The sequence below is a fragment of the Paenibacillus sp. J22R160 genome, assembly GCF_059692135.1.
In genome coordinates this window covers 133,010-151,802 of the sequence record NZ_JCAUAU010000001.1, presented here as the reverse complement: position 1 = coordinate 151,802, position 18,793 = coordinate 133,010, and the positions used below count along the sequence as shown (strand labels likewise).

Sequence of the window (18,793 nt, the reverse complement as noted above, 5' to 3'; positions counted from 1 at the left end):
ATCGTAGAGGATGACTCCTAATGAGACGTAAAATCATATTTGCCACATTAGTCTGCAATCTTGGTTGTTCCTTAGCATTACTAGGTCCGGCTTATGCGGAGGAAGCCTCCCAATTTGTGATGAAGACCTCGGATGCTGAGTCAACAGGCGAATTTACCGTTACGCTGCAAGGGGAAAATATGCAGGATTTATACGCGTACGAAGCAAAATTCTCCTTTGATGCCAGCAAACTCGAAGTCGTCAAAGCGGACACCAAGATAGAAGGCTTCTCTGTTTCGCCCATTGTGAAGAACAACGAAGTGACATTTGCGCATACCAAAGTGGGGAAAGTGGATGGCGAGAAGGGGAATGTGGACATCGGTACCATCACCTTTAAAGCCAAGAAGGTTGGGTCCTCCCAAGTTACGTGGACTTCTATGAAAATCGTGGATCACAATTTGAAAAATCAATCCATTACGCTTAGTAAATTCGCCGATTTCACCAAAATATTCAGCGATCTTGCCGGTCACTGGGCCAAATCAGATATTATGCTAATGGTCAATAAACAGATTGTAGAAGGTATGGATGACGATCATTTTGCACCGGATACGAATGTAACAAGAGCACAGTTTGCAACCTTAATTGCCAAAGCATTGAACCTTAAGGAAGGCGCGGGGCTTAATCCTTTTACTGACGTGGCAGCAGGCTCCTGGTATGAGGGCACTGTGAAGAAAGCTTATGCAGCAGGATTGATCAACGGAGTTGCTGATGATACCTTTGCTCCGGAGAAGAACATTACGCGTGAAGAAATGACAGCCATGCTCATGAGAGCGAAGGCTAAGGTGACAGGGACGAAAGTCGAAGATATGACGGCAAATACCTCGACCCCGTTCAGCGATGAGAATTCCGTCAGTGATTGGGCAAAACATGTCGTAGCACTTGCTGTGGACGCTGGTTTAATGAATGGCCGAACAGAGCAAGAATTTGCTCCGCAGGAGCATGCCACCCGAGCAGAAGCGGTGGTTGTGCTGAAAAGACTTTTAGCTGGTATCAGCGCGAAATAATCGATTAGTTTGATAAGATTGCTTTCTACCGGACCATTCAGGTCAGGTGGTTGGCAATCTTTTTCATTTGTAGATAAGAAAGAATGTAAAACCCGAAGAAGATTATTACATTAATCCTAAAGTGAATGGGAAATATTTCGCGACGATGCTGACATCAAGTCCTTATTTTGTGCTGATCAATGAGGATGCATTGAAGGAAGCCAATCTTCCGCTGCCATCCTTCGATTGGACGTGGGACGATTTCCGGGAGTATGCGAGTAAACTTTCGAAAGGCGAAGGCAACGATAAACGATACGGCGCTTATTTCCACACATGGGGCGAGTATACGAATTTAATTGCGTACTCCGATCTCAAGAGCCCTTATCTGACTAGCGACCTCAAGCCTGGTTTTAATGATCCGTCATTTGCCTATTTCTTCAATCTGCGTCGCTCCATGGAGAAAGATGATAAATCCGTTAAGCCTTTGGCAGATGTTGTTGGGGCGAAGCTCAGCTATATTACGGAATATTTGAACGGTAAAGCGGCTATGCTGGCAACGGCGCCATTCATGCTCGATAATGTGATGAACAAAGAGAAGTATCCTCATACATTTAAATCGGTCATTGCCCCGCTGCCTCGCTCATCCAAAAGCGGAGAACAAGGCATGACGAACATAGGAGGATCTTACGTTTCGGTTGCCTCCAACTCTAAGCATAAGCAGGAAGCTTACGATTTCATTCGTTATATGACGACGGAACAAGAGGCAAGACTCGAATTGTCCGGCTATAAAAAGGCTGACCCCAAAGCGATTGTAGATCGCTTATATGGCAAAGCGGCGGATATTATCGATGTAACGTCGCTGCAAGCAACTATTTTTGATAAGAAAATAAAGACCAATTTTGATCCTGCCATTTCCGTCTCTTACGGCAACCAATTGAAGGGCATATTAGAAAAAGGCTTTAGCAAATTTATGCTCGACAACACGACAGCTGAGGAAGCTCAAAAGTGGATGATGGATGAATCGGATAAAATCGCCAAACAAAATGCGAAATAAGGTCCTCATGGACACACCGGATAGAGGGCGTAACAACGTCCTCTATGTTTTTCGTTCATAGGGTAACAGGCGTTATGCTATGATAGGAGTAGTGAATTAAGCATCTAGAAGGCAAAAGGAGTTCCTATGAGAATAAACTCACTATTTCGATTTTCTTTTTATCGACGCATTCAAATCTCATTTCTCTGTTTTATTTTGCTGCCAACGGTGGTTGCCTCCTTTCTCAATTATTCCATTACGCATAAAAATGTGAGGGAGAAAATCTTTCTCAGCAATCAAATGGTGCTTACCGTCATTGCCAAGGATATCTCCAAAACGATTGATGATATGACGTATGCTTCGAACTTTTTTGTTCAGGATGAAAATGTGAAGAACCAGCTGCGCAATTTTATGGCGATGAAGCGTATTGAAAGCTTCCATGATTTTGAGACGTATTTGCAAATCAAAGACTTTTTCAGTCTCGTTGATGTGAAAACGATGAATCCGGATATCCTCATGTACGTGTCCAATCAAGCGGGATTTATCGTGCAGTCCAGTGAGATTCAAGGGGCAGACCCAGAAGTGACGAGGCAGCAGTACGAAGTCGTCAAATCGCGTGTGGATCTGTCAAAACCTAATATTTTGCAATGGCTTGGAACCGTGCCCACACAGGGGGCAAACGCAATAACCAATAAAGCCTATTTGCTTGCGAGGGTAGTCAAATCTCCAAGTGATACCCGGCAGTTGGGTACATTGTTTATTTCCATCCCTGAGCGCTATTTTATGAAAGCGTTCGCTCAGTTAAGTGCTTCGAAGTTGGCTCTGTTTGATGCTGAAGGCATTATGATTGCAGGGAATCCGGACGTCTCTTATGGCATGGAAGCTACCGCGAAAAATAGCATTAGAAATGAGAGTCTTATTCAATATTCAGGCTGGAAGCTTATCAGTGAAACGCCGGACGAGCAAGCTACCGGTGAAATTACGAAGACATTTTTCATTACGTTGCTGCTGATCATTCCTTTTTTTCTGATCTTTTTCGTCGTCTCGATGTATGTAGCGAAGCGGCTTCATCGGCCTATTCGGCAGCTTCAAGCTGGCGTGAAGCAATTTGGTAATGGCAACCGACGAATTCGGTTTGAAGCAGATGGCAAAGATGAAATTTCGGATCTTGGCCGAACCTTGAATATTATGCTGGAGCAAATCAACCAGCTTATTGTGGAAAACGAGCAGGAGCAAGAGCAGAAGCGTGAATTAGAGCTTCAAGCGCTTTATTCACAGATTCGTCCTCATTTCCTGATGAATACGCTGAACTCGATTAAATGCAATTTAGCTTTAGATAACGAGATGGTCCATAGTCAAAAAATTAATTCTTTGATGAGCTTATTAAGGGCTTATATGAAGTTCAATGAACCCTCTAGTCTAGGAAATGAATGCAAATTGCTGTTTCATTATGTGGACATTATGCAGATGCGAAGTGATCTTGTGGTTCAGTTGGATATTGAGCTTCCTCCGGAGCTTGCTAACTTTGCATTCCCGAAGCTTCTGCTTCAACCCGTCGTGGAAAATGCTTTTGTGCATGGCTTTAAGAAAGCCGTTGGTCAGCCCCGAATCGTCATACGCGCTGAGCAAAGAGAAAATAGCGTGGAAATTGCTATCTCCGATAACGGACTAGGACTGAGTGAGGAGAGAATAGACCATCTCAATACCGAGCTGCAAAGCTCGCAGGATACAGAAGCCTGGCAATCGGATAAGCGAGTAGGCTTGTGGAACGTTTTCCAACGTCTGAAGATGACATATGGCAGCGGCTCATCTATAACATGTACACAGAGTGAGCTCGGCGGCTTGACCGTTAGACTCGGATTTAAAGAGAAATTAGATACAGGGGGATCTGCATGTTGAATGTCATGTTGGTAGATGATGATGTGCCGATGATCAAATATTTAACGAAACTGATTTCTTGGGAATCGTTGGGGCTGCGGCTTGCTGCGACTGCACATTCGGGAGAAAGCGCCATGCAGATTTTCCATGAAACGCAGCTCGATTTGGTGATTACGGATATTGGGATGCCGCAAATGGATGGCTTGGAGCTGGTAGCTCAGCTGAAAGCGCTCAAGCCTGAGCTTCAGGTCGTGTTTTTGACCTGTCATGAAGAATTTCATTATGCCAGAAAAGCTGTGCAATTAGATGCTGTCGATTATTTGATTAAGGATGAGTTAACCACGGAGCAGCTTGATGAGAGCCTGCGCAAAGCGATTCAACTGCTAACTGAGGCCAAGAATCAAGTAGAGGATATCGTATATAAACAAGATTTGATCAAAAATAAGGATTTGCTCAAGCAGACGTACTTTCAGCAGCTGCTTACAACGTCATCTGCCCCGGAGATGCTTAGTTACGGGAAGCGCTTAGGCATCAACTGGGGACATTCGCACTTTCTTATGGCGGTTGGTTCCTTTCATAGGGCTTCCGTCTATAAGCAATATAGATTTGAAGATATGAATTTGCTATTGTATGCGGCTGGGAACATAGCCAATGATTTGTCGCTGCAATCGCAGCAGCAGGTCACGTTATTTTCCGATGCTGACGGTCAATTGATTTGTATTTATAATTATCAGCCGAATCTGAGCTTGAATACGACAACCTTGTTTAAGGATTATTTATTATCTTTACGGGAACTAATTAAACAGTATTTGAAGATGGATATGTTCCTTCATTACGGGATTCCTTTCAAAGGTGTGGAGGGAATAAGAGCAAATTACAAGACGATGAAGATGTGGCAGAAGTCATCTTTTTATGAGGACGATACGTTTGGGGCGATAAAATCACGGGAAGTCCCCTTGTGGAATGTCAATCATTCTCTGGAGGAACAATGGGATCGGATCACAGAGGCTGTCAAAGATACCAATGCTAATGGGATTACACAATCCTTATGTGCGTTAGTATCTTTCGCTCGTGAAGAGCGAATTGAGTCGGGGATGTTTCTTGCAGCGTGCTCGCATCGAATTCGCCTGATCGAATTGGAAGCTAAGCATAAGAGCGAAGAAACATTTCATAGCTGTTTGCTGAGGTGCAAGCGGTTGAAAGAGAGTCTTGAATTAATCAGCTGCAAATTAGAAGAGCTGCATACGGCTTCTATTCATACGGTGATTGATAAAAAGCCGAAGCTGCAGCAAATCGACCGGTACATAACGGATCATTTGGCTGAAAATATTTCGATGGTGGATATCGCTGATTATTTATTTCTGAATCCAAGCTATTTTTCGCGGTATTTCAAGCAGGAAACGGGTGTGAATTTCGTTGATTACTATCATCAATTCAAAATGAAAATTGCCTGCGGCTTATTAAGAGAAAAACAGTACAATATTGAGATGATAGCGCTAAAGCTAGGCTATATGGAACGCACGTATTTTTCAAGAATATTTAAAAAGTATGTAGGGGTCAGCCCCAAGCATTACAAATGAGGCCGACTGCGTGACTTAGAGTGGACGATATCAGATGTAAGCGTGTACACTGGTAGATAGACGCAAAAAAGGCAGAGGCATCCATACGATGCATGCTCCCCTTTGCTCACCGTCGTCATTCCGTTTGAACAATGGAGGCTGAACATGAGGAAAACGCTATTTAATCGGCTGCTGCTTTCCTATATGCCGATTTTTATTATCGTGGTCACGTTTACGTTTTTCGTGTTTTTTCAGGTGCTGAGTGAACAAAGCCGCAAAGAAGCGCTAAATGCCAACAAAATGTTGTCTTTACAGGCGATGCGCCTGATCGACACCTCGTTGAAGGCAATTGACAACATGGTGATGATGGAAACGATTAATAATAAGGAATTAATCGATTTCTTCAATCATGAAGCCAAAAGTAATGTTTTCATCAATATTAGCGCGGTAAAGAAAATGCAGGATATGATTTCCTCGTACCCCATGATTGATTCGATCTATTTGGTGCGGTTTGAAGACAATTTTGTGCTTAGTAATGCAACTAGTGATCAGTTAAGCAACTACAAAGATGAACCGTTTATTCAGAGAGCTAGAGATCCGCTAGGAAGCAAAAAATGGTCAGGCGTAAGAAATTTCGAGCAATTTTCTGTAAAAGGCAGTAAGCCAGTGGTCAGTCTAGTGCGGGGTGCACCTTTCATCACAGGCGAGAAGGGAATGATCGTCGTCAATGTGGCGACGGATTCATTACGGACCAGTATCGCCGATCTGTACGATTCCAAAACAAGTTATATCGGCCTTAGGGACGCCGTGGGCAACGATTTGTTTCGTGATTTCAGCTCAAACGATCAAACAAGGATTTTCTCGAATTATGTATCGAGTTATACGGGATGGTCCTATCAAAGCGGGCTTGTTAACGGCAAGGTATTTCATGTCATTTCCTCGCTGTATAACGTTTGGTTCATTATCGGAATCGCGATGATTGTGGTTGGCTTTGTGTGGCTGCTTTATGTGACCAGACGCAATTCGAGGCCCCTAGAGCAGATCGTGGCGCGTATTCGTGGTTACCGTCTTCCGTTGTCCAAGGAGGGGGGAGATGAATTTTCGTTTATCGAATCAGCTTTGTCCAATATCATTGAACAATCAAATCAGTATCAGCAAAAGCATGAAGAAGACAGGCATCTCCGAACGAGGTACTTGTTCCATCAGCTTATCGAAGGCGACACGGGGCTAACGCATGATGAATGGGTAGAGGAAACAAGCAGCCTGCAGCTTCCCTACACTTCCGATCGACAAGTGGTGCTGGTGATCGAAATGGACAAATACAGTGATTTCTGCTATCAATACTCACGCCGAGATCAGAATCTTCTCAAATTTGCGCTGCGCAGCGTCATTCAGGAGCTCTCACCGAAATATGAGCTCGTGCTTTGGGCAGAGTGGACTTCCGCTTATCAACTCAGTGTTATGGTGTTCACCGATAACGAGGAGGAAGCCGGCGCTACCTCGATCCTTCAGCTTTTTGATCATGTACGTTTGTGGGCTCAGGAGAATTTGAAGTTTACGGTAACGGTTGGAATTGGTGAGCAGGTTTTACAGCTTGCGAGCGTTGCAACTTCGTATAAAGAAGCGCTAAGGGCGCTTACCTATAAAATTGTGCTTGGCGAAAACAGACTGATCACCAGTGAGCACATCGCCAATCACGGCCAGGCCGAAGTATTTTCACATCTAAATGCCATTCGCTCCATCCTGCAGTCGTTCAGACTTCTCGAAGATGAATGGAAGACCAAGTATGATGAGCTATTTGGCGAAATGAAGCTTGGGTTATTAACCAAGGATGAAATTACGAATCTGATGAATTATTTAATCTATTATTTGGGACGGGAAATGGCCGGGATGACCAAAGAGTCTCAAGACATATGGGTGCAGGACGGCCTGCCGAGGCTGAGTAAAGTCATGGATGACTGCCATTCTCTTGAACAAATGCGGGAAGAATCCTTCAGCGTGCTGAACAGTTTGTACACAGGTCTGCTGGAAGCGCAGGACAGGCGTCTACATGCAGCTACGATTCGTGATATGCGGAAGTTCATCGAAGAAGAGTATGCCAATCCGAATATGTCGCTTGATTACCTCAGCGCAACCTTCAAGATTAATAGCAAATATGTGAGCAAGCTGTTTAAAGAAGAGACCGGACAGAAGTTCGTCGACTTCCTGATCGATATCCGTATCCAGGTAGCGCAGCGATTGCTCGTGGAATCGCAAGCACCGATGCAAGAGGTGGCTGAGCAGATCGGTTATACAAGTGCAATCTCTTTCAGCCGGGTGTTTAAGAAAGTGGTTGGCTGTTCACCTAGCGAATTCCGCGAGGATGCGGTGCGCAAACAGATTGGGTGAATTTGGTTAAACCGTAGAAAATCGTTTGCTCAGCTGATTTGCCTAGCCCTAATAACCAGAATATCAAGCAGCAGCTCCGGAGAATCTCCGGGGCTGCGCGCTTTTTCAGGCAATGCGAAAACGGTTAAGAGCGCGATTCTTGTTTCTTGCAGCAGCCTGTGATCGCCTTTACGATGAAGGTGTGAAAGCGCAATCCATCCAGATGAAAGGAGGAGAAGGAGCCTATGTTAAGCATGCAGAAGGAATTAGGAACGTCCATGAAAAAGATGAAGCGCCACTGGCAGTTATATGTAGTCGTAGGTTTACCGCTGCTATATTTGGTCATCTTTAAGTACATTCCTATGGCTGGCGTCGTCATTGCTTTCAAAGACTACAACGTCATCAAAGGCATTTGGGGCAGCCCTTGGGTAGGTCTGAAATACTTCGAGCAGTTTTTCGAGTCCCCGAATTTCTGGCTCTATTTGAAGAACACGCTGGGCATTAGTATGTACGGTTTGCTTGTGGGCTTTCCAGCTCCGATTCTATTGGCGCTTGCTTTGAATGAGATTCGTAACGGTTTTTTCAAAAGCAGCGTGCAAATGATCACTTACGCGCCTTACTTTATTTCGACGGTCATCATGGTGTCTATCCTTATTGTCACTTTGTCGCCAAACGTTGGAATTATCAGCAAGTTTCTGCACGCGCTCGGTGTGGACAATACCAACTTCATGGGAATTCCCAGCCTGTTCAAATCGATCTATGTTTGGTCGGATGTTTGGCAGCATACGGGTTACGGCGCCATCATTTATATTGCGGCTTTGTCGGGAGTTAACCCTGAACTTTACGAATCGGCCAAAGTGGACGGCGCGTCCCGTATGCAGAAAATTGTAAACATTGATATTCCGAGCTTGATTCCGGTTTCCGTCATCCTGCTTATTCTCAATTTAGGCAACATCATGAAGCTTGGCTTCGAGAAAATATATTTGATGCAAAATCCACTCAACGTTAGCACTTCGGAGGTCATTTCGACCTATGTGTACAAAGTGGGACTGCTCAGTTCCAGCTTCAGCTTCTCGGCAGCGATTGGTTTCTTCAACTCGGTTGTCAATCTGATTCTTCTTGTAGGGGTCAATTACATAGCCAAAAAGTTGTCCAGTTCGAGTTTATGGTAACCGCTGGCGCCGTAATCCGTAGTAAGGAGGATCCTCTATGATAAAAACGTCCAAAATTCGCGAATCGCAGGGCGACCGATTGTTTCTGCTCGGTATTTATATCTTTCTGATCGCGGTGTTAATTGTCGTCCTGTTTCCGCTTATTTTCATCATCAGCTCATCGTTTAGCTCACCGCAGGCGGTCGTCTCCGGCAAAGTATGGCTGCTTCCTGTTGATGTTACGCTGGAGGGATATAAAGCAGTATTCCGCAATCCGCAAATCGTAACCGGTTACATGAATTCGTTCTTTTACGCCGTGGTGGGCACCATCGTCAACGTCGCATTAACCGTCATGCTGGCCTATCCCATCGCCAAAAAAACGTTCTACGGCCGCAATGTCATCATGGTGCTTCTTGTGATCACGATGATGTTCGAGGGAGGACTGATCCCGTTCTATCTCGTGGTCAAAAACCTGCATCTACTCGACACGCGTTGGGCGATGATTTTGCCGGGAGCCATGGCGGTGTTTCAAGTGATTATCGCCCGCACCTTTTTTCAAACCTCAATTCCTGATGAAATTGCAGAAGCGGCGGAACTCGACGGGTGCAGCGACATTCGATTCATTACGAGTATTGTACTCCCGCTCTCCAAACCGATTCTGGCCGTGCTGACATTGATGTATGCTGTGGGCCATTGGAACGCCTACTTCGATGCCTTGATTTTCCTGAAATCGCCGAATTTGTTCCCACTCCAGATCGTTCTGCGCAACATTCTTATTCTCAATACGATAGATCCAACCATGGTGTCCAAAGTCGATCAGATGCTGGCCCAGCAAGGGCTGAAGGACCTGCTTAAGTATTCGCTAATTGTTGTGGCAAGCGCGCCAGTCCTCATCATTTATCCGTTTGTTCAGAAGCATTTTGTAAAAGGTGTCATGATTGGCTCATTAAAAGGTTGAATTTACATGGTTTGTTAAAATGGGAGGAGTTGTCACTATGAGAAAATGGAAAAAATCATACAACGGCGCGGTAGGGGCCGCACTTTGTTTCTCACTCATCTTGAGCGCTTGCAGCACAGATTCCGGTACACCTGCGGATAACGCACCTTCAGGCAGCGCGCCAGCCGCAAGCGAGGATTTCACGCCTATTGGGCAATATCCGATTGTGAAGAAGCCGATGACGATCAGAATGTTCGCACCACAGCTGGCCAGTATCGAAAATATGGAGACAAACTCTTTTACCAAATATCTTCAGGACAAGACGAACATTCAAATTAAATGGGATCTCGTACCTGACAAAGCGCTGAATGACCGCAAACAGCTGATGCTCGCAAGCGGCGATTACCCTGAAGTGATTTTGCAAGGGGCATTAACCAAAGATGAGCAGATGAAGTACGGCAAGCAAGGCGTGTTCATTCCGCTGAACGATTTGATTGAAAAATATGCGCCTAACTTCAAGAAAGCAATGGCTGACCTGCCTTATTTAAAAAGTTCCATCACATCGCCTGACGGCAACATCTATGCCCTTCCTCAAGTGAACGAATGCTACCACTGTAACTATGCCCAAAAGCTGTGGATTAACCAGGCTTGGCTGGATAAGCTCGGGTTGAAAATGCCAACGACGACGGATGAGTTTTATGAAGTGTTAAAGGCATTTAAGGAAAAAGATCCGAATGGCAATGGGAAAAAAGACGAAATACCGCTGACTGGTTCAGACGACATGTGGGCGGGCAACATCGCGTCCTTCTTGATGAACGCATTCATCATTGACGATCAGATTGATAAAGACAGCGGCACTTTCCTTCAGTTAAAGGACGGCAAGGTGGATTTGGTTGCCAATAAGCCGGAATGGAAGCAAGGTTTGTTGTACCTAAACAAGCTGTACAAGGAAGGATTGATCGATCCAGCGTCCTTTACACAAAATTCGGATGCGATTCAGCAGTTGGGTAACCGTCAGGACGCAAATGTGATGGGCGGCATAACAACCGCATTGATTAGCTACGCGCACTCTCCGGATGAGAAGCACCCTCGTCACAAAGAGTACGTTAGCTTACCTCCGCTCAAAGGACCTAACGGTGTGCAGCAAGCCGGTTATTTTGCGGGAGTGGGCAGCTCGCAAATGGCGATTACCAACAAAGCGACCAAAGAGCAGCAAATTGCTGCGATTCGCTTGGCCGACTATTTGTACACAGAAGAAGCGATTGTACTGGAAGAGCGCGGCATGGAAAATGTAGGATGGCGCAAAGCGAAGGACGGCGAGCTTGATATGAACGGCAAGCCGGCGAAATATGCGGTTATTCCAAAGGTTGACAACAAACCTACTCACAATGATGGTTGGGAACAAATCGGGCCTTCGCTCCGTACGTTCCAATATCGCGATTCATGGGCAGCTCTGCAAGATCCGCAAGCAGAAGGGGCGTATGAAGTGCGTTTGAAGCGTGAATCAGCGAAATATGAACCCTTCCAATCCAAAGTCATGTATCCACCTAGCGTATTCATCGCACTGGAAGATGCGGAGGTTGCAGCGCAGTTGAAAACAACAATTCGTGATTACATCAAGTCCAACTCGGCGCAGTTCATTACCGGCAGCAAAGACATCGACAAGGAATGGGATAGTTATGTGAAGGGCTTTGATGGCCTGCAGCTTGGTAAATATATGGAGATTTATCAGAAGGCTGTTGCCAAAAAGTAGGAAATGAGAAAGGTCGGATGATATGAATCTTGTTCAGAAGCTAACCCCCACAGCCAGACAACTAGCTTATCAAAACTGGGAATTTGGATTGTTTCTTCATTTTGGACTGCGCACGTTCTACGAGGGTTATGTTGATTTCGATGAAAGAAGGATGGACCCGTCTGCTTTTAACCCCGCTCATTTGGATTGTGAGCAGTGGATTCGTACCGCCAAAGAGGCCGGAATGAACTACGCAGTTCTAACGGCGAAGCACCATGACGGGTTTTCCAACTGGCCTTCCCGCTACAGTCAATTTAGTGTGGCAGCCTCCGCGTGGAAGGAAGGGAAAGGGGATGTCATTCGCGAATTTGTTGATGCATGCCGCAAATATGATGTGAAACCAGGGTTGTACTATTCACCGTACGATGGTTCTGCGGATTTTTACACCCAGGATGCGAAAGCCTATGATGATTATTTCGTCAACCAAATAACTGAGCTGCTTAGTGAATATGGTGAAATTGACATCCTTTGGTTTGACGGTTGCGGCTCTGAAGGGCATTCGTATGATTGGAATCGCATTATTGGTGAAATTCGCCGCATGCAGCCTCAGATTTTAATTTTTAATATGGGCGATCCCGATTTCCGGTGGGTAGGAAACGAGGACGGCATTGCACCTGTGCCCTGTTGGAATGTCGTAGAAGCCACGGAGTTTTCCATTTTGACGGAGAAGAAAGAGCAGCTAGGTGATCGTCTGTGGCTGCCTGCGGAATGCGATGTCCAGATGCGGGGGAATTGGTTTTATAGCGACAGCGATGAACATACCCTGAAAAGTGTGGAAGAACTACTGGGCATTTATATGCATTCGGTTGGCAGGGGCGCAAACTTGCTGCTCAATATCGGACCGGATCGTAGCGGCCTGCTTCCTGAGAAGGACGCGGAAAGACTGCTTGATTTCGGTTCGGAAATTCGCAGACATCTGGGAAGCCCTTTTGCAGCGCTGGCGCAATGCGATAAAAGGGGCAATACGTGGGTTTACGAGACGGAGCAAGCGCACATGCTTGATCTTGTTGTCCTTGAAGAGGATTTGACTGACGGCGAACAGGTAAGAAGCTTTAGGATTAGTATCATCACTCACAAATCGAGAAGACCTGTAACCATTTATGAGGGACAACATATCGGTCACAAAGCTATCATTCGAGTCCCAGCCATTAAAGTCCGCGGCGTTATTATTGAAATCATTGAGAGTGATCAAGAAGCTAATCTTCTAGGGCTAAGCTTTCATCATGTTGGTAATGGAAACGACTACGGGAGGTAAGAAGATGAAAATCGGATTAAGTTCGTATAGTTTACTGCAGGCATTGAAATCAGAGAGAATGACAATTTTGGATGCTGTTGACTGGGTGAAAGAGAATGGGGGCGAACATCTGGAGCTTGTTCCTTACGGTTACACGCTGGTGGATAATTTGGAGCTCGCTGATCAGCTTAGAGATAAGGCGAAGGCGGTCGGCATCGACCTCTCCAACTATTCCATTCCCGCCAATTTCGTGCAGGATACGGAGTCGGAATTCGAAGAGGAGATGGATCGCGTCAAGCAGCATGTTGATCTTGTGCATCGGTTAGGCATTCGGCATATGCGTCATGATGTTACCGCTTTCACTCTGCCTCCTGAGAAAATGACGATCCAATACTTTGAAGATAGTTTGCCGCTCATTGTTCGGGGCAGCCGAGTCATAGCTGACTATGCGGCAGAATACGGCATTACGACGACGATTGAAAATCACGGATTTTCCGTACAAGCAAGCGATCGCGTGCAGCGTGTGCTGTTCGAAGTAAATCGGCCTAATTTTAAAACCACCTTGGATGTAGGCAATTTTATGTGTGTAGATGAAGCCCCGTTGGTCGGCGTGCGCAAGAATTTGCCGTATGCATCCTTGATTCATTTTAAGGATTTTTACTTCAGACCGTATTTCCAAGACCCCGGAGAAGGCAATTGGTTCCGGACGTCCAGCGGGAATTATTTAAGAGGCGCGATCGTTGGGCAAGGAGATATCGAGATTCGAGAAGTCGTTAAGCTGATCAAAAGCTCAGGTTACGACGGCTATGTAACGGTGGAATTCGAGGGAATGGAAGATTGCGAGTTGGGATCACGGCTCGGCATGAACAACTTGCGAAGATTGTGGAATGAAAATTAATATGAAACAATGGGCTGCCTTCGCTGATTCAAGCGATTGGCAGCTTTTTTAGGTGGTGGCAGCGGTAATGTGGAGTATGGAGCTGCGCCACGTCGCGCAATGGGGAACTACAGGGCACTATTTCACCGAAAATAGCTTTGGGAGCGGGTGGATGGGATCTACAGTCCTCTATTTCGCTATATCGGATAGTCATGGTTCCCATTCAGCTGAAATAAGACCCCACAGTTCCCCTCCAGCACCCAAACCTCCCATTTCCGCCGAATTAGCGGCCTGGAGTTCCCCTAAAAAGGGATTGCTCCTGCAGATTGCTCCTACCAATTGCTTCAGTAGGGCAAGAATGCTAGAAATTAGACTCTTCACGAAGATAGCAAAGACTTGTATAATGATGATGAAACACGAAAAACAAATGAAATACAACCGTTAAAACGTGTGTTTCCTTTGTTTAATATCCTTTTTTTGTCAGGATTTCTGGAATGACTGGAAGTCCATTTTGCGCAAAGAAAAAGGGGGGGCTCTATGTATAAAATAATAATCGTTGATGATGAAGCGGAGGTTAGAGAAGGCATCAGGGAGAGTATTGCATGGGAACAGCATGGTTTTGAATGTATGGGAGACTTCCAGAATGGCAGCGAGGCACTGGAGGCTATTGCTGATCTCAGACCAGACCTTGTATTGTCGGATATTTGTATGCCTTTTATGGACGGAATTGAATTTACGAAGCAAATTCAAATGAGCTATCCCTACATCAAGGTCATCATCCTCACCGGTCATGATGAATTTGACTACGCACAGCAAGCGTTGCGCTTGAAAGTTCATGATTTCGTCCTCAAACCGATTACGGCAAACGAGCTTCGCAGTCTACTGAATAAAGTGAAAGATGAGATGGATAAGGAAGCGGAAAGCCGCGAAAATCTATCCCATCTGAAGATGCAGCTTTTTCAGAGTCTGCCATTATTGAAAGAGCGGTTCTTAGAGCAATTAATTGGCGGCACGCTAAGTGAAGCGAATATTATGGAAAGGCTCGATTATTTCGGACTTACGCTGATTGCTCCGAATTATCTTGTCGTAGCGGTTGATATTGACGATTTGGACGAAATTAGCAGGGAAAAGTGGCATAATGACCCCGAGCTTTTTCGATCCGCGGCTTATAATATTGTGCAAGAAGTGATGGACGGAAAAGAAGCCATCGTCTTTCGAACGAGAGAAGAGCGAATGATCGTCATCTTTTATGGCGAATCAGATGATAAACTCGATGAAGCCGCGCTTAATTTGTCAGAAGTTATTCGCTACTGTATGAAGAAATATTTGCGTTTTACAGTGACGGTTGGTGTCGGAACGCTTTGCAGCGCATTAACCGATCTTCCCATCTCGTACAAAGGGGCCATCTCAGCGCTGGACTACAGGTTTTTGCTCGGTAATAACAGAGTTATTAGCATTAAGGATATGGAAGGGCATCGTAAACCTGATCTTCATTTGGATCTGGAATGGAACATGAGGTTATCCACGTTGGTGAAAACAGGGACTTTCGAGCAAGCACAGCTGCTAATCGAACAAATAATAAAGAGCTTGAAAGCTTCGATGATGCCGCTCGGGGCATGTTATTTGCAAATCCATTCTATTATTATTGCCATTGTCCGTACGATTCATGAATTTACAGGAGATGATATCGAGCAATTTAAAGGATATGAGATGGTGCACAAGGAGATCAGCCATTTCAAAACATTGGACGAAATTGAAGATTGGCTCAAAATCATTTGTCAGAAAGTCATGCAATATGCGTCAGAGCAACGAAGCGATCAAACAAAGATGCAAATTCTAAGTGTAATCGCATACATTGAGGAACATTATTCCGATGAGAACCTTTCTGTCGATGAAATTTGCCGTCATGTCCATTTGAGTAAAAGCTACTTCAGCTCCTTATTTAAGCAAAACAAAGACCAAACGCTAATGGAATATGTAACGCGTGTCCGCATGGATAAAGCCAAAGATTTGTTGAAGCTGACTTCCTTGAAATCATACAAAGTGGCGTCAGAAGTGGGCTATAGCGACCCTCAATATTTCAGTGTGACATTTAAAAAACATACGGGAACAACACCTACGGAATACAGAGAAATGCTGCTAAGGGAGAAATGAGTATGAAGAAAGAATGGTATATTAGATCATTTCTATTCAAATTCAGAAGCATTCAATCCAGTATTTCTGTTGTCTTCTCTTGCCTGATCCTAATACTTATTATTATTACAAGCTCTATGTCCTATCGGCTTTCGGCTGAAGCGGTAGAATTGAACTCCAAGCATTATATTTCAGAAATTGTCCAGCAAGTGAATATTAATCTTCAATCGTACATTACGAACATGGAGGATATCTCGATTCTGGCATCCACGAATAAGGATGTGAAATATTATATTACGGGAACGAGCTTTCTCAGCGATGAGGAGCGCAGGCCGTATGAGAAACGAATTTCCGATTTATTTCAATCCATTTTGATTACCCGTAAAGATATTGCTTCGATTATGGTATTTGGGTATAACAAGCGTTTCGTCTCAGACCGTAGAATTACAAGCCTTAATCTGAACACAAATTTCCAAGACCAGCCATGGTACAAAAACGCCGTGACAGAGGGAGGGAAATCCGTTATTTCCGCTCCGCACGTTCAGAACGTTATCCAGAATGAGTATCGATGGGTTGTTTCATTAAGCCGCGAGCTCAAAAGCGCGGACGGCATCACAGGCGAAGGCGTCTTCTTAGTGGATTTGAATTTGAGTGTCATTAACGAGATTTGCAAGCATATTAACCTTGGAAAACGAGGGTATCTCTTCATCGTGGATAAGGATGGCAACATCGTGTATCATCCGCAGCAGAAATTGATCAACAGCAACCTCAAGATGGAAATGATCGATAAAGTCAAACAATCCGGAAGCGGCAGCTTTACAACCGGAGAAGGCAACAAGAAACGAATGTACACGATTCAGGAGACGCATTTCGGTTGGAAAATCGTCGGGGTCGCTTATTCCAATGAACTCATCGCTAATCAGTATCAAATTAATGTCTCTTATTTTTTATGGACACTTTTCGCCCTAGCCATCGCATTGTTCCTCTCATTTTTTATTTCCCGCCACCTATCTGGGCCTATTAAACAGCTGCAAAGAAACATGAAACTAGTGGAAAAAGGAGACTTCAACATCCGCTCGGAATTTCAAAGTAAAAATGAGATTGGGCAATTAAGTCGTACGTTCAATATCATGGTTGGCCGCATTAAAGATCTAATGAATCAAATTATTCTGAACGAAGAATCCAAACGCAAGAGCGAAATGAAACTGCTAGAAGCGCAGATCAATCCGCATTTCTTATATAACACGCTGGATTCTATCATTTGGATGGCTGAACGAAAAAAGCTGGGTGAAGTCGTTTTGATGACATCTTCTCTAGCCAAATTGTTTCGGGCAATTATTCATAAAAATGAGGAGACCGTTCCCGTTCGAGTCGAAATCGAACATATTACGAATTATCTCTTGATTCAGTCGATGAGATACAAGGACAAGCTTGACTTCCAGATCGATGTTGATCCCTTGATTCTGGACATGCATGTTCCCAAAATTATTTTGCAACCGATTGTGGAGAATGCGATTTATCATGGGATCAAAAATAGTTTGGAGCCTGGTCTAGTAAAAATAACGGGAAAAGCGCAAGAAGATACGCTTGTTTTTGTTGTTGCGGATAACGGTGTTGGCATGGAACCGGACAAACTTGAGCAAATATTGAAAGTGCGAGACGGCGTCATCAAGGGAATAGGGGTCAGCAATGTAAACGAGCGCGTCAAATTATTTGGAAATGAGTTCGGTCTTTCCTATAAAAGCGAAAAGTGGGAAGGCACGGAGGTCAGCATCGTTCTCCCCAAAGACATTCGGAAAGGAGTTAACCATGCCCCTTAAAAAACCGGTTATTTGGGCCGTACTGCTTGTCATTGTGCTTGGTTTTATTGTTGTTACCAGCATGGAGCTGCTGCAAATCACGAATCCAAGAAGACTTGAAATCGCGGTTATCCTAAAAACGACAAATATACGTTCTGATTATTGGCAGATGATTAGTTCTGGTGTGAAAGAAGCAGCCAAGGAATACATCGTAAACATTGACATTACAGGCCCTTTAACGGAAACGGATACGGCTGCACAAATTCGCAAGGTGGACGAAGCGCTGCTAAAAAAGCCAAATGCGATCATTCTCGCAGCAACGGATTACGAGGGGCTTTCGGCTGCTGTTGAGAGGATCAAGAAGTCAGGAACAAAGCTCATATTGATCGATTCTCCTGTTCATGCGCAAACAGAAGCAAGCCTTATTGCTACTGACAATGCGGAAGCGGGGAGAAAAGCTGGGGAGTTTCTGGCAGGAGGACACAACGATCAATTTTCTCGCCTTATTTCATTAAGCGGTAGTAGTCAGGCCTCGAGAGCGGAGAAGGAGCGCCAGAGAGGCTTTCAAGAAAGGCTTGCTGCTTCCCCTGATATTGAATATGAAGGAAATTTCGAGCTTGAAGGAACCGTAGATGCCGCATATGAGCAGGTGAAGAATCTGCTGGCTAAATACCCAGATCTCCAAGGCATTGCGGCATTCAATGAAATTTCCACCTTAGGGGCTGCTAGGGCCGTCAAAGAGAATCAAAGAGGTAAGGGCATCAAAATCGTCGGCTTCGATAGTTCCGTGTATCAAATTAAGCTTTTGGAAGAAGGTATTTTACAGGCGATTATTGTGCAAAAACCATTTAATATCGGCTATTTAGCGGTTGAAACTGCGATTCAGGCTTCAACTGGCATTAAGGTAAAGCCGAAAGTGAGCATCAGTGCCCAGTTGATTACGAGAGAGAATATGTATACCCAAGAAAATCAGGAGCTTCTCTTTCCATTGGTGGAAAAGTAGAGAAATGA

Annotated in this window: 13 protein-coding genes; all 13 read left to right on the top strand. The window is 44.8% G+C overall.

Going from position 1 to position 18,793, the window contains the following annotated elements; all coding sequences use genetic code 11:
* The first annotated feature begins 20 nt into the window (after positions 1 to 20).
* The 13 genes from AC58UW_RS00605 (at position 21) to AC58UW_RS00545 (ending at position 18,785) form a co-directional block, all read left to right on the top strand.
* On the top strand, positions 21 to 1,043 hold the full coding sequence (locus AC58UW_RS00605) for an S-layer homology domain-containing protein (protein ID WP_497418785.1): 1,023 nt from the start codon (positions 21 to 23) through the stop codon (positions 1,041 to 1,043).
* 73 nt (positions 1,044 to 1,116) lie between these two features.
* Positions 1,117 to 2,076: an ABC transporter substrate-binding protein gene (locus tag AC58UW_RS00600; RefSeq protein WP_497419307.1), complete on the top strand. Its 960-nt coding sequence runs from the start codon at positions 1,117 to 1,119 to the stop codon at positions 2,074 to 2,076.
* 126 nt (positions 2,077 to 2,202) lie between these two features.
* A complete protein-coding gene (locus AC58UW_RS00595) occupies positions 2,203 to 3,954 on the top strand; it encodes a sensor histidine kinase (RefSeq protein ID WP_497418784.1) in 1,752 nt (583 codons plus the stop codon).
* Positions 3,948 to 5,513: a response regulator gene (locus AC58UW_RS00590; protein WP_497418783.1), complete on the top strand. Its 1,566-nt coding sequence runs from the start codon at positions 3,948 to 3,950 to the stop codon at positions 5,511 to 5,513. Before AC58UW_RS00595 ends, AC58UW_RS00590 begins: the two co-directional genes overlap by 7 nt.
* 144 nt (positions 5,514 to 5,657) lie before the next feature.
* Positions 5,658 to 7,880, top strand: coding sequence for a helix-turn-helix domain-containing protein (locus AC58UW_RS00585; protein WP_497418782.1), 2,223 nt, complete (start codon positions 5,658 to 5,660; stop codon positions 7,878 to 7,880).
* Between the two features lie 224 nt (positions 7,881 to 8,104).
* On the top strand, positions 8,105 to 9,031 hold the full coding sequence (locus AC58UW_RS00580; protein WP_497418781.1) for an ABC transporter permease: 927 nt from the start codon (positions 8,105 to 8,107) through the stop codon (positions 9,029 to 9,031).
* A 37-nt stretch (positions 9,032 to 9,068) separates the two neighbouring features.
* Positions 9,069 to 9,968, top strand: coding sequence for a carbohydrate ABC transporter permease (locus AC58UW_RS00575; protein WP_497418780.1), 900 nt, complete (start codon positions 9,069 to 9,071; stop codon positions 9,966 to 9,968).
* 37 nt (positions 9,969 to 10,005) lie between these two features.
* A complete protein-coding gene (locus tag AC58UW_RS00570) occupies positions 10,006 to 11,700 on the top strand; it encodes an ABC transporter substrate-binding protein (protein WP_497418779.1) in 1,695 nt (564 codons plus the stop codon).
* 22 nt (positions 11,701 to 11,722) lie between these two features.
* Positions 11,723 to 12,994: an alpha-L-fucosidase gene (locus tag AC58UW_RS00565; RefSeq protein WP_497418778.1), complete on the top strand. Its 1,272-nt coding sequence runs from the start codon at positions 11,723 to 11,725 to the stop codon at positions 12,992 to 12,994.
* Between the two features lie 4 nt (positions 12,995 to 12,998).
* Positions 12,999 to 13,871: a sugar phosphate isomerase/epimerase family protein gene (locus AC58UW_RS00560; protein ID WP_497418777.1), complete on the top strand. Its 873-nt coding sequence runs from the start codon at positions 12,999 to 13,001 to the stop codon at positions 13,869 to 13,871.
* A gap of 516 nt (positions 13,872 to 14,387) precedes the next feature.
* Entirely contained in the window at positions 14,388 to 16,004 is a 1,617-nt protein-coding gene (locus tag AC58UW_RS00555) for a response regulator (protein ID WP_497418776.1), read from the top strand.
* A gap of 2 nt (positions 16,005 to 16,006) precedes the next feature.
* On the top strand, positions 16,007 to 17,803 hold the full coding sequence (locus tag AC58UW_RS00550; protein ID WP_497418775.1) for a cache domain-containing sensor histidine kinase: 1,797 nt from the start codon (positions 16,007 to 16,009) through the stop codon (positions 17,801 to 17,803).
* Positions 17,793 to 18,785 carry a substrate-binding domain-containing protein gene (locus AC58UW_RS00545; protein ID WP_497418774.1) on the top strand — a complete coding sequence of 331 codons (993 nt, stop codon included), beginning with the start codon at positions 17,793 to 17,795 and terminating at the stop codon, positions 18,783 to 18,785. The genes AC58UW_RS00550 and AC58UW_RS00545 overlap by 11 nt, the downstream gene beginning before the upstream one ends.
* Positions 18,786 to 18,793: the final 8 nt, after the last annotated feature.

Excerpts from the sequence above, each read along its gene's own strand:
- AC58UW_RS00580 (WP_497418781.1), top strand. The coding sequence starts at position 8,105 with ATGTTAAGCATGCAGAAGGAATTAGGAACGTCCATGAAAAAGATGAAG.
- AC58UW_RS00605 (WP_497418785.1), top strand. The coding sequence starts at position 21 with ATGAGACGTAAAATCATATTTGCCACATTAGTCTGCAATCTTGGTTGT.
- AC58UW_RS00585 (WP_497418782.1), top strand. The coding sequence starts at position 5,658 with ATGAGGAAAACGCTATTTAATCGGCTGCTGCTTTCCTATATGCCGATT.
- AC58UW_RS00575 (WP_497418780.1), top strand. The coding sequence starts at position 9,069 with ATGATAAAAACGTCCAAAATTCGCGAATCGCAGGGCGACCGATTGTTT.
- AC58UW_RS00555 (WP_497418776.1), top strand. The coding sequence starts at position 14,388 with ATGTATAAAATAATAATCGTTGATGATGAAGCGGAGGTTAGAGAAGGC.
- AC58UW_RS00565 (WP_497418778.1), top strand. The coding sequence starts at position 11,723 with ATGAATCTTGTTCAGAAGCTAACCCCCACAGCCAGACAACTAGCTTAT.
- AC58UW_RS00595 (WP_497418784.1), top strand. The coding sequence starts at position 2,203 with ATGAGAATAAACTCACTATTTCGATTTTCTTTTTATCGACGCATTCAA.
- AC58UW_RS00590 (WP_497418783.1), top strand. The coding sequence starts at position 3,948 with ATGTTGAATGTCATGTTGGTAGATGATGATGTGCCGATGATCAAATAT.
- AC58UW_RS00545 (WP_497418774.1), top strand. The coding sequence starts at position 17,793 with ATGCCCCTTAAAAAACCGGTTATTTGGGCCGTACTGCTTGTCATTGTG.
- AC58UW_RS00550 (WP_497418775.1), top strand. The coding sequence starts at position 16,007 with ATGAAGAAAGAATGGTATATTAGATCATTTCTATTCAAATTCAGAAGC.
- AC58UW_RS00570 (WP_497418779.1), top strand. The coding sequence starts at position 10,006 with ATGAGAAAATGGAAAAAATCATACAACGGCGCGGTAGGGGCCGCACTT.
- AC58UW_RS00560 (WP_497418777.1), top strand. The coding sequence starts at position 12,999 with ATGAAAATCGGATTAAGTTCGTATAGTTTACTGCAGGCATTGAAATCA.